At 37.0% G+C, this 14,312-nt stretch carries 12 protein-coding genes; 10 read left to right on the top strand and 2 right to left on the bottom strand.

Annotation, left to right across the window (positions count from 1 at the left end; translation table 11 throughout):
* Positions 1-5 precede the first annotated feature (5 nt).
* Together ACIQLB_RS16140 and ACIQLB_RS16135 are read left to right on the top strand one after the other, a co-directional pair.
* Positions 6-1,757 (top strand): polysaccharide deacetylase family protein, encoded by a 1,752-nt coding sequence (locus tag ACIQLB_RS16140; protein WP_400727737.1) that lies wholly within the window; start codon positions 6-8, stop codon positions 1,755-1,757.
* A gap of 21 nt (positions 1,758-1,778) precedes the next feature.
* Positions 1,779-2,816 carry a glycosyl hydrolase family 18 protein gene (locus ACIQLB_RS16135; RefSeq protein WP_400727734.1) on the top strand — a complete coding sequence of 346 codons (1,038 nt, stop codon included), beginning with the start codon at positions 1,779-1,781 and terminating at the stop codon, positions 2,814-2,816.
* 137 nt (positions 2,817-2,953) lie between these two features.
* On the opposite strand, the gene gltC is transcribed toward ACIQLB_RS16135, so the two are convergent.
* Complete coding sequence (gltC, locus tag ACIQLB_RS16130) at positions 2,954-3,856, bottom strand: glutamate biosynthesis transcriptional regulator GltC (protein WP_400727731.1); 903 nt, start codon at positions 3,854-3,856, stop codon at positions 2,954-2,956.
* A gap of 964 nt (positions 3,857-4,820) precedes the next feature.
* On the opposite strand from gltC, the gene sufC reads away from it, so the two are divergent.
* From sufC to ACIQLB_RS16100, 6 genes are all read left to right on the top strand, one after another.
* Complete coding sequence (gene sufC / locus ACIQLB_RS16125; protein ID WP_400727728.1) at positions 4,821-5,600, top strand: Fe-S cluster assembly ATPase SufC; 780 nt, start codon at positions 4,821-4,823, stop codon at positions 5,598-5,600.
* An 18-nt stretch (positions 5,601-5,618) separates the two neighbouring features.
* Positions 5,619-6,926: a Fe-S cluster assembly protein SufD gene (gene sufD, locus ACIQLB_RS16120; RefSeq protein ID WP_400727724.1), complete on the top strand. Its 1,308-nt coding sequence runs from the start codon at positions 5,619-5,621 to the stop codon at positions 6,924-6,926.
* Complete coding sequence (locus ACIQLB_RS16115; RefSeq protein WP_400727721.1) at positions 6,926-8,155, top strand: cysteine desulfurase; 1,230 nt, start codon at positions 6,926-6,928, stop codon at positions 8,153-8,155. Before sufD ends, ACIQLB_RS16115 begins: the two co-directional genes overlap by 1 nt.
* A complete protein-coding gene (gene sufU, locus ACIQLB_RS16110) occupies positions 8,145-8,573 on the top strand; it encodes a Fe-S cluster assembly sulfur transfer protein SufU (RefSeq protein WP_400727718.1) in 429 nt (142 codons plus the stop codon). The genes ACIQLB_RS16115 and sufU overlap by 11 nt, the downstream gene beginning before the upstream one ends.
* Positions 8,574-8,676: 103 nt before the next feature.
* A complete protein-coding gene (gene sufB, locus ACIQLB_RS16105; RefSeq protein WP_049669101.1) occupies positions 8,677-10,074 on the top strand; it encodes a Fe-S cluster assembly protein SufB in 1,398 nt (465 codons plus the stop codon).
* Positions 10,075-10,493: 419 nt separating this feature from the next.
* Complete coding sequence (locus ACIQLB_RS16100; protein ID WP_400727715.1) at positions 10,494-11,852, top strand: lytic polysaccharide monooxygenase; 1,359 nt, start codon at positions 10,494-10,496, stop codon at positions 11,850-11,852.
* Positions 11,853-12,389: 537 nt separating this feature from the next.
* Here the strand turns inward: ACIQLB_RS16100 and ACIQLB_RS16095 are convergent.
* Positions 12,390-12,857, bottom strand: a complete 468-nt coding sequence (locus ACIQLB_RS16095) for a ferritin-like domain-containing protein (protein ID WP_400727713.1) — start codon at positions 12,855-12,857, stop codon at positions 12,390-12,392.
* 136 nt (positions 12,858-12,993) lie between these two features.
* Between ACIQLB_RS16095 and ACIQLB_RS16090 the strand changes: the two genes are divergently transcribed.
* Together ACIQLB_RS16090 and ACIQLB_RS16085 are read left to right on the top strand one after the other, a co-directional pair.
* Positions 12,994-13,431, top strand: coding sequence for an Rrf2 family transcriptional regulator (locus ACIQLB_RS16090; protein WP_400727903.1), 438 nt, complete (start codon positions 12,994-12,996; stop codon positions 13,429-13,431).
* A gap of 223 nt (positions 13,432-13,654) precedes the next feature.
* A complete protein-coding gene (locus ACIQLB_RS16085) occupies positions 13,655-14,254 on the top strand; it encodes a DsbA family oxidoreductase (protein ID WP_400727710.1) in 600 nt (199 codons plus the stop codon).
* Positions 14,255-14,312: the final 58 nt, after the last annotated feature.

The raw sequence follows: 14,312 nt of genomic DNA, 5'->3' as shown, positions 1-14,312 counted from the left end.
AAGGAATGAGTGAAAAAAATGTTGTATTAAATTCAGCTAAAAAGAATCGAAGGAAAATAATACGATCCATTGTTCAAACGATTATCGTTATATTTTTAGCTGTTATTTTAATACGTGTGGTATTTTTAACTGATAAAAGGGTAGAGGAAACGGTTCCTTTAGTAAATAAAGATGGTTTCATCGCATTATCATATTTTGGTGTGAGCAGGGGTGAATCTCCTAAATATGTATCTAAAGCGAGTTTGAGAAAACAACTAGCACTGCTTGAAAGTCAAGGCTATAAAACAATTACTCAGCAGGATATTTTAGATTTTTATCAGAAAAACAAACCATTGCCAGAAAAGGCGTTGTATTTATCATTTGAAGATGGACGTACAGATTCTAGTATATTTGCTCAAAACATCATGGAGGATCTAAATTATAAAGCTACCATGTTTACCTATGCCAATAAAATGGATACACGAGACAACAAATTTTTAAAGCCGAAAGACTTATTACTCATGAAGAAAAGTGGCTTTTGGGAGTTGGGCTCTAATGGGTACCGTCTGACATATATTAATATTTATAACAATAAAGGACAGTCGTTAGGTATAGTAGATGAAAATAATGTCCCGGATAAAACGATTATCGAATATTATAATCATTATTTAATGGACTTCATTCGCAATCAATATATGATTCCAAGTGAAACACGACAAGAAATGGAAAAACGTGTCCGAAAAGATTACAAGCTAATGCATGATATTTATAAGGAGGAATTAGGAGAAGTTCCTAAGGTCTATGCTATCATGCATGCCAACTCACTTTATAATAATATGGACTCATTAGTTGAAAGTGCTAATAATAAAGAAGTTAAAGATATATTTAAAATGCATTTCAATTTAGAACTAGGGGCATATAATGATGCGGATGCTGATCTCTACAATTTAAGCAGATTACAAGTATCGCCCTATTGGTCTACCAATCATGTGATGATGAAAATCCGCCAAGCTAGTAAGCAAAATATAGAATTTGAAGTCGGAGATCATCAACAGGCAAAAGAATGGTCAGTAATGAATGGTGCAGCAGAATTTCAAAATAATGTGATTACTATAACATCAGCACCTTCTAGTGAAGGCCGGGTAATATTGAAGGAAACTCTTCCAGAGCAATATAATATAAACTTTGCCTTTAAAGGGAATGTCGTTGGACAACAATCTATTTATTTAAACTATGATGAAAAAAATAATAGCTATATTCGGGTGGCATTAATAGATAATGAGATTGTTGTTTCTGAAAAATCACCAGAATCAAGCGTAGTTGAGAAGGAGCGTTTCCCGTTAAATGAAATAAAATGGAATGAAGAAGAGTATGCATTTAATAAGGCTACTGTATACGATTATCAGGATACGCAAAAAGGGTCTAGAATAAACGAGGATGAGTATCCACGAAACCTAACAAAAACAAGAATATTTAACATTTCTGTTAATAAAGATAAAATAAAGATAGATGTAGATAAGGTATTATCCAAGACAATTCAAGTAAATCCTGACATTCAAGGGTCTCAAATTGGATTTGGTGCGTTGTTCAGCAAAAAAGAAACTTCGCATGAACAGTATGCGGATGATATTTATGATACATTCATCGAAGATATTTTGATTACAGATGTTAACGATCATACGTTTTTTACTAACCAATACACGAATTTCGATAAAGTAAAGCACAAAACAATGACTTTATTTAATAACGTTGTTGATTTCTTTATTGAAACCTTCTAACAACGGGGGGACTAAATTCAAGTGAAAAAAATTTTTTTGTTTATTTGTCTAGCACTACTAATTATCACAGCTTGTAGCAATAGCATAGAAGCACCTGTTAAGGCTAGAGAAGGGTTGAAGAACAAAGCCAAGCTTCAATTGTCTATTTGGTTACCTGAATGGCAAAACAAATCTGCCATCGAGGATGTGGAAAGTTCACAACAGGGCTTACAAGACATTCGCGTTTTTGGTGCTTATTTTAATGAGAATGACCAATTATTATTAAGTGAAGACACGATAGAAATGTTGAAACAAACACAGCAACAATTTAATGAATCACATCATGTTATACTCACGTTAATTAACGACTATGTTACAGATAACGCCCCATCAGTTCAGAAGGATAGTACGTTATTGCATCGATTGTTTCAAGATGCGTCATCAAGGCAGCGACATATTGATAATATTATGCAGGTTGTTGAACGATACAATGTGAATGGTATCGAAATTGATTATGAAAAGATTGCTAAAGAGGATCTCCCTAAGTACGTCCATTTCTTAGAGGAACTTTATGAACAACTATCAAAAAAGGATATTTCCTTACATGTCGTACTAGAGTCTAGCTTCCCGTTTAATGTTAAATTGCCAGATGGACCTAAATATACAGTGATGGCTTATAATGTGCACGGATATCATAGTGGTCCAGGTGCAAAGGCAACCTTTTCATTTTTAAGTGACTTAATAAAAAAAATTAGGAAGTCTAATCAAAAATTAGCGATTGCTTTTGCAACTGGCGGATTTCAATGGGTAAATCAAGGCAAAACGGTTGCTTTAACGGAAGTAGAGGCAGAGGAATTACTAAACAAAACGAAAGCGGTTAAATATCGCGATCAAGCAAGTGGTGCTGCATATTTCACGTATTTAGATGAACAAAATGTTAAGCATGAAGTTTGGTACGCCGATCAGGAAACACTTGAAAAATGGACAGCGTACGTGCAAAAGAGACGCTACAATGAGGTTGTTTTATGGCGCGCTGGAGGTCTAGGCTCAAAAACGTTACAATGGATTAACGAAAAATAAGAGGAGTGACGGAAAGAACAGCCAAAAACGTGGATAGAAACGTTAAAGTGGCGGATAGAAAGGCGGGAGCGACGGAAAGAAGAGCCAAGGTGACGGAATCACCTAAGCAAAAAAATCGCCAGCTACGGCGATTTTTTTTATTGGAATTGAGAAAGACGTGAAAAGAAATTTGTAACGAAGTCTAAAAATATTTTTTCTGAGGGTGCAATCTCGCGGTTTACAGGAGAAATAATACCGACTGTTCTTGGGATCGTAGGTGATTTAATCGGTACCTTTACGGTGAAGCGGGCAGCTGAATCATACAGTGAACTTTCTGGTAATAAGCTGACCCCTATGCCTGCAGCGACAAGACCCTTTAGTGCATCTAAGTCTTCACCCTCGGAGATAACGTTTGGCGAGAAGCCGGCAGCTCGGCAGGCATCCATAGCTACTTTATGTAATATGTATCCATCTGGGAATAACACAAATAAATCGTTACGTAAATCAGCAAGCTGAATACTTTCCCTTTTGGCTAATGGATGTTTTGCTGGCAGTAATGCGGCGATATTTTCGGTAAATAATATTGTTGAATGGATCGATTCGTCCTTCGGTGGAAGAGGGCCTAAAAAAGCTAAATTTAACTCGCGATTTTTGACTGCATCAATTAAAAAACGATAGGAGCCTTGACGGAGCTGGAATTGCAAGTCTGGATATTCACGCTTAAAGGCTGAAATAACAGTTGGCAATACATAGCTAGCCAAGCTCGTTGGAAAACCGATTTTTATCGTACCTTTAGCAGGATTTAAATATTCTTCAACTTGCTTTGCGGCAAAATCAATGGCTTTTAAAGCATTAATTGTGTGCTCGAGAAATATTTTTCCAATCGGTGTCAATTTAACATTTCGTCCGACACGTTCAAAAAGTGGTGTGCCTAATTCATCTTCTAAATTAGCAATTTGTCGGCTTATTGCAGATTGAGCAACATGAAGATGTTCGGCAGCTTCTGAAATGTGTTCCCGCTCAGCAACTTCAACAAAATAACGTAATTGACGTAACTCCACTAGATATTCACCTCTATTAATCGAAAAATACGATTGATTATACCTCAATTATATACTATTTAAGATGAAAATGACGGTAAATAAATGTTAGCTAGCAAGCTTTAATGATTAAAAGAAAATTGCATTTATCTTCATTTATTAATTTTTGCTCATCATTAAAAGTTTGTGATGAGCTGGAATTTCCAATGAATTTTGATCCGTCATTGAAATTTGGGACGGCATTTTGTTAAAACATCATGCAAATAAGTTGATTGGAGTGGAGGCTGGGCGACTCCTTGGAGATTAGCAATAGGGGAACGAAGGCTAAGACCATCACATCCTGTGATACGTGACCAACATCGGTGCTGTTGCTGTCGCTACGCTTTCGCACAAACAAAACCCTCTGCTGCCGCTTCGCTTTCGCGCAAAAAACATCTGTTTGCTCGAGACCCTGGAGCCAAGCGGGTAGGGGAACGAAGGCTAAAAGTATCACGTCCTGTGAAAACGCCTTCGTGACTAATATCGAGTTAGCCCGACGCCCCCAGGAATGTACCCAGGAACGAAAATCAACCTCACGTTAAGATAGTAGGCCATAATTTTACTAACTAGTACTCTCGAAATTTCTTTCCTTTATTTGATTCTATTCTAATAAAAAAGGTTATAGTATTGGTATTGTTATTTATACATTTCTGTCACAAAACCGCTACAATTAACGCTTTCCGCGGGGTTTTCACTATGTAGGTAGATGAAATTCATTCTCAATTAGATTTATTTCATTGAAAATGAGGAAAGTTGATTCTCATTGTCAATAACGATTAGTAATAATCTGAAAATGCTTACAAACTCTTTATTTTTAAGGATTGTTTCAGAGAAAAATGAAAGTGATTGAAATGGTTTGCATAGAGAACGATTTTCAGTTAAGATTAGAATGATGATAATTAAGGAATGGTACACCATTCACTGAACACACTATGGAGGTATTTTCATGTCAACTTTAGTTATTAAAGATCTTCACGTTGCAATCGACGGGAAAGAGATTTTAAAAGGCGTAAACCTTACAATTAATACAAATGAAATTCACGCAATCATGGGACCAAACGGAACTGGTAAATCAACACTAGCTTCTGCAATCATGGGTCACCCTAAATATGAAGTAACTTCTGGTACAGTAGAACTTGATGGCGAAAATGTACTTGAAATGGAAGTGGACGAGCGTGCTCAGGCAGGTTTATTCCTAGCAATGCAATATCCATCTGAAATCGCTGGTGTAACAAATGCTGATTTCTTACGTTCAGCTATCAATGCACGCCGTGAAGAGGGCGATGAAATTTCTCTAATGAAATTTATCCGTGAATTAGATAAAAACATGGAATTCCTTGAAATGCACGAAGATATGGCACAACGTTATTTAAATGAAGGTTTCTCTGGCGGTGAGAAAAAACGTAACGAAATTCTTCAATTAATGATGATTAAACCTGCTTTCGCAATTTTAGATGAAATTGACTCTGGTCTTGATATTGACGCGCTTAAAGTTGTTTCAAAAGGAATCAATGCAATGCGTGGAGAAGGCTTCGGCTGCTTAATGATCACTCACTACCAACGTCTACTTAACTACATTACACCAGACCATGTACACGTAATGATGCAAGGTCGTGTTGTTAAATCAGGTGGCGAAGAATTAGCACAACGTTTAGAGGCGGAAGGCTATGACTGGATTAAAAAAGAATTAGGTATCGAAGAAGAAACTGAAGAACAAGAAGCATAAGAGGGAGGACGAACTAGCATGACAGTGGAACTTAACTTGCCTGTAACAGTACAGGACGTGCGCTCGTTCTCAGAAGCAAATGGAGAACCGGTTTGGTTTACAGAACTTCGCGCGGCAGCACTAGACAAAGTAACTGGTTTAGATTTGCCAAAACCAGACAGAACAAATATTACAAAATGGGATTTCGTGAATTTCCCAACTCACACAGTTGACAGTGAAGGATTCGCTTCACTTGATGCATTACCAGAAGAAGCAAAAGGTTTAATTGATTTTGAGGCACAAGAAAATCTTTATATTCAACGTAATAACACACCAGCTTTCATTAAAACATCTCAAGAACTAGCTGATAAAGGTGTTATTTTTACAGATATTTTAACGGCGGTTCGTGAACATGGCGATCTTGTTAAAAAGTACTTTATGACAGAAGCTGTAAAAGTTGATGAGCATAAATTAACTGCACTTCATGCGGCACTTGTTAACGGTGGTGTGTTCGTATACGTACCTAAAAATGTCATTATCGAACAACCGCTTCAAGTAGTATTCTTAAACGATAACGCAGAAGCTTCATTATATAACCACGTGTTAGTCGTAGCTGAAGCAAATTCATCTGTAACGTATGTTGAAACTTATATTTCAACAGTTGAAGAAGCAAAAGGTCAAGCAAATATTATTGCAGAAGTAGTAGTTCAAGACAATGCACAAGTTACTTATGGTGCGGTTGATGTGCTTGCGAAAGGATATACTACTTATGTAAATCGTCGCGCACGACTAGCTCGTGATGCGAAAGTAGATTGGGCTCTAGGCTTAATGAATGACTCAGACACTATTTCTGAAAACATTACACATCTAATCGGTGACGGTTCTCATGCTGATACAAAAACAGTAGTTGTTGGTCGCGGTGAACAAAAACTTAACTTTACTACTGAAGTTCGTCACTGGGGTAAGAACTCAAATGGTCATATCTTAAAGCATGGTGTAATGAAAGACGCAGCACAATCAATTTTTAACGGTATTGGCTACATCGAACACGGTGCGACAAAAGCGGATGCACAACAGGAATCACGTGTGTTAATGCTTTCTGAAAAAGCTCGTGGCGATGCAAACCCAATTCTATTAATCGATGAAGACGATGTAACAGCAGGACACGCAGCATCTGTTGGTCGAGTGGATCCACTACAACTTTACTACTTAATGAGTCGTGGTATCTCGAAAGCAGAAGCAGAGCGCCTTGTTATCCATGGATTCCTTGCGCCAGTTGTTACGCAATTACCAATCGAAGGCGTACAAAAGCAACTGACGGAGGTTATTGAAAGGAAAGTTCGCTAATGATGAATAAAGACATTAAAAGCTATTTCCCAATTTTAAATCAGGAAGTAAACGGTCATAAGCTTGTTTACCTTGATAGCGCAGCAACTTCTCAAAAACCTATTCAAGTGATTGAAGCGATGAAGAATTATTATGAATTCGATAATTCTAATGTACACCGTGGTGTGCATACATTAGGAAATCGTGCTACTGACAAATATGAGGGTGCACGTGAAAAGGTTCGTAATTTTATTAATGCTACATCAACACAAGAAATTATTTTTACTCGCGGTACTACAACTGCTTTAAATACAGTAGCGTCAAGTTATGGTCGTGCTAATGTTGCTGAAGGTGATGAAATTGTCATTACTCACATGGAGCACCACTCTAATATTATTCCTTGGCAACAGCTAGCGAAGGAAAAAAATGCAACACTGAAATATATTGAGCTTGAAGCGGATGGCACACTTAATCTAGAAAAGGTTCGTGCGACAATTACACCTAAAACAAAAATTGTGTCGGTGTCAATGGCGTCAAACGTCCTTGGAACGATTAACCCAATTAAAGAAATCGCTCAAATCGCGCATGCGAACGGTGCAGTAATGGTAGCGGATGGTGCCCAAGCAGCACCACATATGAAAATTGATGTACAGGATTTGGATGTAGATTTCTTAGGGTTCTCAGGTCATAAAATGTGCGGACCAACTGGAATAGGTGTACTATATGGTAAAAAGGAACACCTTGAAAAGATGGAGCCAATTGAATTTGGTGGCGAAATGATTGACTTTGTTGGACTTTATGATTCAACGTGGAAAGAACTACCGTGGAAATTTGAAGGTGGAACTCCTATTATTGCAGGTGCAGTAGGTTTAGGAGCCGCTATTGATTTCTTAACTGAAATTGGGCTAGATAACATTGCGGAGCATGAGCATAAGCTTGCAGGCTACGCGATGGATCAGCTTGAAACAATTGACGGACTTAAAATTTTCGGCCCACGTGACCCAATGAAACGTTGTGGCCTTGTAACGTTTAACCTAGACGATGTACATCCACATGATGTGGCAACGGTTCTTGATATGAATGGTATTGCTGTTCGTGCAGGGCATCATTGCGCACAGCCACTAATGAAATGTCTTCAACAAGTAGCGACAGCGCGTGCAAGCTTCTATCTGTATAACACAGAGGAAGATATTGACCGCCTAGTGGCAGGGTTACGTTCTGCGAAGGAGTATTTTGGCGATGTCTTTTAATAATTTAGATCAACTATATCGTTCAGTCATTATGGATCACTATAAAAATCCTCGTAATAAAGGATCTATTGAAGATGATGCTGTTACGATCGATATGAACAATCCAACTTGTGGGGACCGTATTCACTTAACGCTAAAAGTGACTGACGGTATTGTAGAGGATGCGAAGTTTGACGGTGAGGGCTGTTCGATTTCGATGTCTTCTGCTTCCATGATGACGCAGCTCATTAAAGGGAAAAAAGTTGAGGAAGCATTAGAGCTTGCTGAAATTTTCTCTAAAATGATGATGGGCGAAGACTATAGCGAGAAATATGACCTTGAGGATGTCGAGGCACTACAAGGTGTTTCTCAATTTCCTGCACGTATTAAATGTGCGACATTAGCTTGGAAAGCGATGGAAAAAGGTGTAAATCAATAATAAATTCTAATTTTGAGTGAAAGTCACTATATGTGCTTTCACTCAAAGTAAGATATCCGAGCTTAAAACAAAATAACAATAATACATGAACGGAGGAGAAACGATGGCTAAAAAAATGCCTGATATTGGCGATTACAAATACGGATTCCATGACAAGGACGTATCAATTTTCCGTTCAAAACGTGGTTTAACTGAAGAAATCGTCCGTGAAATTTCTAATATGAAACAAGAGCCAGAGTGGATGCTTGAATACCGCTTAAAAGCACTTGAAACTTTCTATACAAAACCAATGCCGCAATGGGGTGGCGACCTAGGAGATTTAGATTTTGATGAAATTACGTATTACGTAAAACCATCAGAAGCTACACAAAAATCTTGGGATGAAGTACCTGATGAAATTAAAGCTACTTTTGATAAATTAGGTATTCCAGAAGCAGAGCAAAAATACCTTGCAGGTGTATCTGCTCAGTACGAATCTGAGGTTGTTTATCACAACATGAAAAAAGACCTTGAAGACCTTGGTATTGTGTTCAAAGATACTGACTCAGCTTTACGTGAAAACGAAGATATTTTCAAACAATACTGGGGCAAAGTGATTCCTTACACTGACAACAAATTCGCTGCGCTAAACTCAGCTGTTTGGTCAGGCGGATCATTCATCTATGTACCACCAGGTGTAAAAGTGGAAACGCCATTACAAGCATACTTCCGTATTAACTCTGAAAACATGGGTCAATTCGAACGTACGTTAATTATTGTAGATGAAGGCGCTCACGTACACTACGTTGAAGGTTGTACAGCTCCTGTTTATACGACAAACTCTTTACACTCAGCAGTAGTAGAAATTGTTGTACGTAAAGATGCATACTGCCGTTATACAACGATTCAAAACTGGGCGAACAACGTTTACAACTTAGTAACAAAACGTACAGTTGTTGAAGAAAATGGTACTATGGAATGGATCGACGGTAACATCGGTTCTAAGTTAACAATGAAGTACCCAGCTTGTATTCTAAAAGGTGAAGGCGCTCGTGGTATGACATTATCAATCGCATTAGCAGGTAAAGGCCAACACCAACACGCAGGTGCGAAAATGATTCATATGGCACCAAACACATCTTCAACAATCGTTTCTAAATCGATTGCTAAACAAGGTGGTAAGGTAACATATATGGGTCAAGTTCGTTTCGGCCCTAAAGCAAGTGGTGCACGTTCTAACATCGAATGTGATACGTTAATCATGGACAACCAATCTACTTCAGATACAATTCCATACAACGAAATCTTAAATGATAACGTTTCTTTAGAGCATGAAGCGAAAGTTTCTAAAGTATCAGAAGAACAATTATTCTACTTAATGTCTCGTGGTATTTCTGAAGAAGAAGCGACAGAAATGATCGTAATGGGCTTCATCGAGCCATTCACAAAAGAATTACCAATGGAGTACGCAGTAGAAATGAACCGTCTAATTAAATTCGAGATGGAAGGTTCAATCGGATAATACGCCGAAAATCGTTGGTAAATAAGGGTTTTACGCTTAGTGCAAAAACCTTTATTGCCCTCAAATTCCTTTTATAAAAATCGAGTGCATTGCACTCGGTTTTTTTTATGCAGATGTTGTTTACATAGCTTACCGACCTATTTTACGCGGGATAAAAACTTGTGAAGAAGATCATAAATCGACAAATTTTAATTTGAATATTTTATGAACACTTTAATAAAATACATAGTTCTTTTAAATGAAAAGGCACATTATTATAAGATATTTGTTATATTTAGAGCTATTAATACACATCTTTGGCGAAAAAACATAACAGTATAATGTGACTTTTATCATATTCATCCATAGTTTGCTTAATTTTTAATCCATAGCTATCATACGAGTAGAAATACATTTTCAATGATAAGGAGACTACTTATATGAATACTAAATTCACAAAATTAAGTAAAAGTAAAAAGGGAATAAGTGCTGCCATATTAGCAGCTGGAATTATGGGAATTGCAATGGCGCCAAATGCATCTGCACATGGGTTTGTTGAAAAACCAGCTAGCCGTGCTGCTTTATGTAGCCAAAGTTATGGCGCGCTTAACTTGAGTTGTGGAAGGGTTATGTATGAGCCACAGAGCTTAGAGGCCAAAAAAGGATTTCCGCAAGGTGGACCAGTTGATGGTAAAATTGCATCTGCAGGAGGTCAGTTTGATGGCATCCTCGATCAACAATCTGTAAATCGCTGGTTTAAGAATACGATTACAGGGGGACCAAATACTTTTACATGGAAGTACACTGCATCACATTTAACAAGCAAATGGCACTATTATATTACGAAAAAGGGATGGGATCCTAATAAACCATTAACCCGTGCTGATCTTGAGCCAATTGGAACTGTTGAACATAACGGTACTGAAGCATCAACTAATTTAACTCATACAATTAACGTACCAACTGATCGTAGTGGCTACCACGTTATTTTAGCTGTTTGGGATGTCGCAAATACTGCAAATGCTTTCTATAATGTAATTGATGTTAATTTGGTGAATAATGTGGATATAGATAAGGAAGCTCCATCTCAACCAAATGGATTACAAGCAACGAAAGTCACTTCTAACAGTGCTGAGCTAAAATGGAATCCTTCTACGGACAATGTGGGTGTAAAAGAATATCAAGTTTTCCGTGATGGTAAAGTAGTTGGAAATGTACCGGGAACAACATTCACAGATAAAAATTTAAAAGCGAATACAAAATATACATATACAATAAAGGCAGTCGATGCGGCTGGAAATGTTTCAAAAGAAAGTGAGTCTATAGCTGTAGAGACAATGAATGCAGTTCCAGACACGGAAGCACCAACGCAACCAACTTCACTTCACACGATGGGCGTAACAGCCTCAAGTGTAGACTTAATGTGGGGGGCATCAGAGGATAATGTAGCAATTGACCATTATGTTATATATCGAGGGATACAAGTAGGACAAATGACTGTAGTTGGAACGTCAAAAACTACATCCTTTATGGACATGAATCTACAATCAAATACAACATATACGTATGCAGTTACTGCTGTTGATGCAGCTGGAAATGAATCTATTAAAAGTTCCATTTTAACTGTGACTACAAAAGAGCAAGGGGCGTCATATGAGCAATGGAGTCCATATAAGGCGTATACAAAAGGTGATAAAGTAGAGCACCAAGGTAAAAAATATGAAGCTGTTCAAAGCTATCAAGGATATGGAGATCCAAATTGGATATTCGCATTGTCTTTATGGAAAGAAATTAAATAAAAAAGCCCTAATAAAAGGGACTTTCTTAAAGATTTTATGTAATTTATTTTTTTGATATAAAGGTAAAAAATCTGCGTAGCGTTTAGATTGAAGGAGACGAACTTTGAAAATCGTCTCCTTCTTTTGATCTTCAGGGTAAGTACCTAATGTTGTTTTGATGGTTCAAAGAGCCGTTATAAAGTTGAGGAAAAACACTTGGAAAATCATCAGTAGGAACATTAAACGCTATAAACGTTTCGTACAGAGATATATTGTCTTTTTCCATCTGACTCCTAGCCACATATGCTATTTTATTGTTTTCTGAGTTTGTTACGAATAACTGCGATTCGTCATTAGATAACGGTACCCAATTATGTCCGAAAAATGGTAAAAAAGCATTTATATGCCCCAATGTATTATTAAAATTGTTAAAGTGTCCTAGAAAATTATCAAATATTGATTGGGTTAAGTATTCACCCAACATTTGAGGGGATGTTAATAGAGAAGGATGTAATGTATCTTGATGACTGTAATTTTGAGTTTCCCTATTTATAAGTGTTATCTCGGGGCTTTTTGAAAAAAAAACAAAAACCACACAGCGTGATTTTGCTCGTCCGCTGCTGCACGTCTAAATCTTTCTTTAATAATTGGATCATTTGCTTTATCTGCTATTTCTAAATAAAAATCAACGGTTTCTTGTTCATTCTTAAAAGCAAATTCGATTCCTGCCCTATAGTTATCCGGGCACTCATCAATTATTTCATAAGATGGCTCTCTTCCTGTTAAATTTGTATATATTTTGCTAAATTCCTTGAAATGACGTTTTTCATCCTTTTGTATCTCAAGTATTCTATTCTTTTCATCCTCAGTAGGAGCCATATGGGCTAACTTCTCATAACAAGCAATAGTACTATACTCAGCATTAATTGCCTTCTGAATATCATTTACAAGTTGGGCGTCGTTTAGCATATGATAATTATCATTATACTGTCGAGCATAATGATAATAATATTGATTAGGATACATCATTGTCCTCCTTTTGTTAACCATCTACTTATTTTATGCTTTGTGTATAGGGAATTGTGCAAAGTCATTTTTTAAATTAAACGGTTGACTTATTTTCTCGTTGTAACTATAATGGTTACAGCCGGAGGTGATGAATATTAAAATTAGCAGTCGTTTTACAATCGCTGTTCATATTTTATCAATCATCAAACAAAATCCATCGACCATTTGCACATCAGAATTTATGGCGCAAAGCGTAAATACAAATCCAGTAGTGATTAGGAAAATAGTGTCCTATCTTAAAAAGGCAGGTATCGTGCAAGTGCGCAGGGGAACAGGTGGAGCTTCTTTAGTCAAAGATTTAGAAGCTATCACTTTGCTAGAGGTTTTTCGTTCAGTAGAAGTTGTAGAAGAAGATAAGTTATTTCATCTACATGAAAATCCAAATCCTGATTGTCCTATTGGTGCAAATATACAGGCTGTGTTAGAGCTAATTTTAGTGCAAGCACAAGAAGCTATGGAACAAGTATTAGCCAATATTACTATGGAACAAGTGATTACATCTTTAATCCATGAAATTCAACAATCGCAATAAATGCATTCTTTTAACTTCTTTCAGCGGATGACCATACATCCGCTGAAAGAAGTTAAAGCCTCCGGCGGATGTCACGGAAATCGGAAAGGAGTTCTTTGTGCCAGCACAAAGCCGATTCCGGACGCAATTATGCCTCGGCATAATTGATCTGAATGCATTTTTTATTTGACTTAGTTGTAACTAAAATGGTTACAACTAAAAAGAGAAAGGGAGGTTTTATTGGGTGACTCTTAAAATAAAAGCATATTCGGATTTTATTTGTCCTTTCTGTTTTTTAGGGAAAGGTCCATTAGATGAAATTGCAAAAGAAAAGGATATTGAAATAGAATGGATGCCGTTTGAATTAAGGCCTAAACCATATCCTAAAATTGATCCTTGGAAAGAGCCTGTTAAATTAGGGTCGTGGGATTCCTATATTCTCCCTACAGCCAAAAAGCTAGGCATTGATATGCGATTACCGCGTGTATCTCCACATCCTTATACAAATTTAGCTTTTGAAGGATATCAATTCGCTAAAGTATATGGAAAAGGAAATGAATTTCATCATAGAGTTTTCACAGCGTTTTTCCAAGAGGAACAAAATATTGAGGATGTAGAAGTGTTAACTCAATTAGCGAATGAGGTAGGTCTGCCTAAAGAAGAATTCCAAGAAGCCTTACTTTCAGGTAAATATCGTGAAGCACATCAAGAGGCTTTAAAGCATGCTTATGAAGAAGCGAATATTACGGCCGTTCCTACATTAATTATTGGAGATGAAATGATCCAAGGATTAGCTAGTAAAGAAAGAATAGCACAAGTTATCGATCAGCAATTAAAAAAATAGGTAATGTAAATTTAGATTTAAACAGTAGTGTATAAAATACAGCTACTTGTAAAAATCT

It is taken from the genome of Lysinibacillus sp. NPDC092081, from assembly GCF_044755845.1.
GTDB lineage: Bacteria > Bacillota > Bacilli > Bacillales_A > Planococcaceae > Lysinibacillus.
Note: the sequence above shows the minus strand (reverse complement) of the source record. Positions and strands in the feature narration are given on the sequence as shown.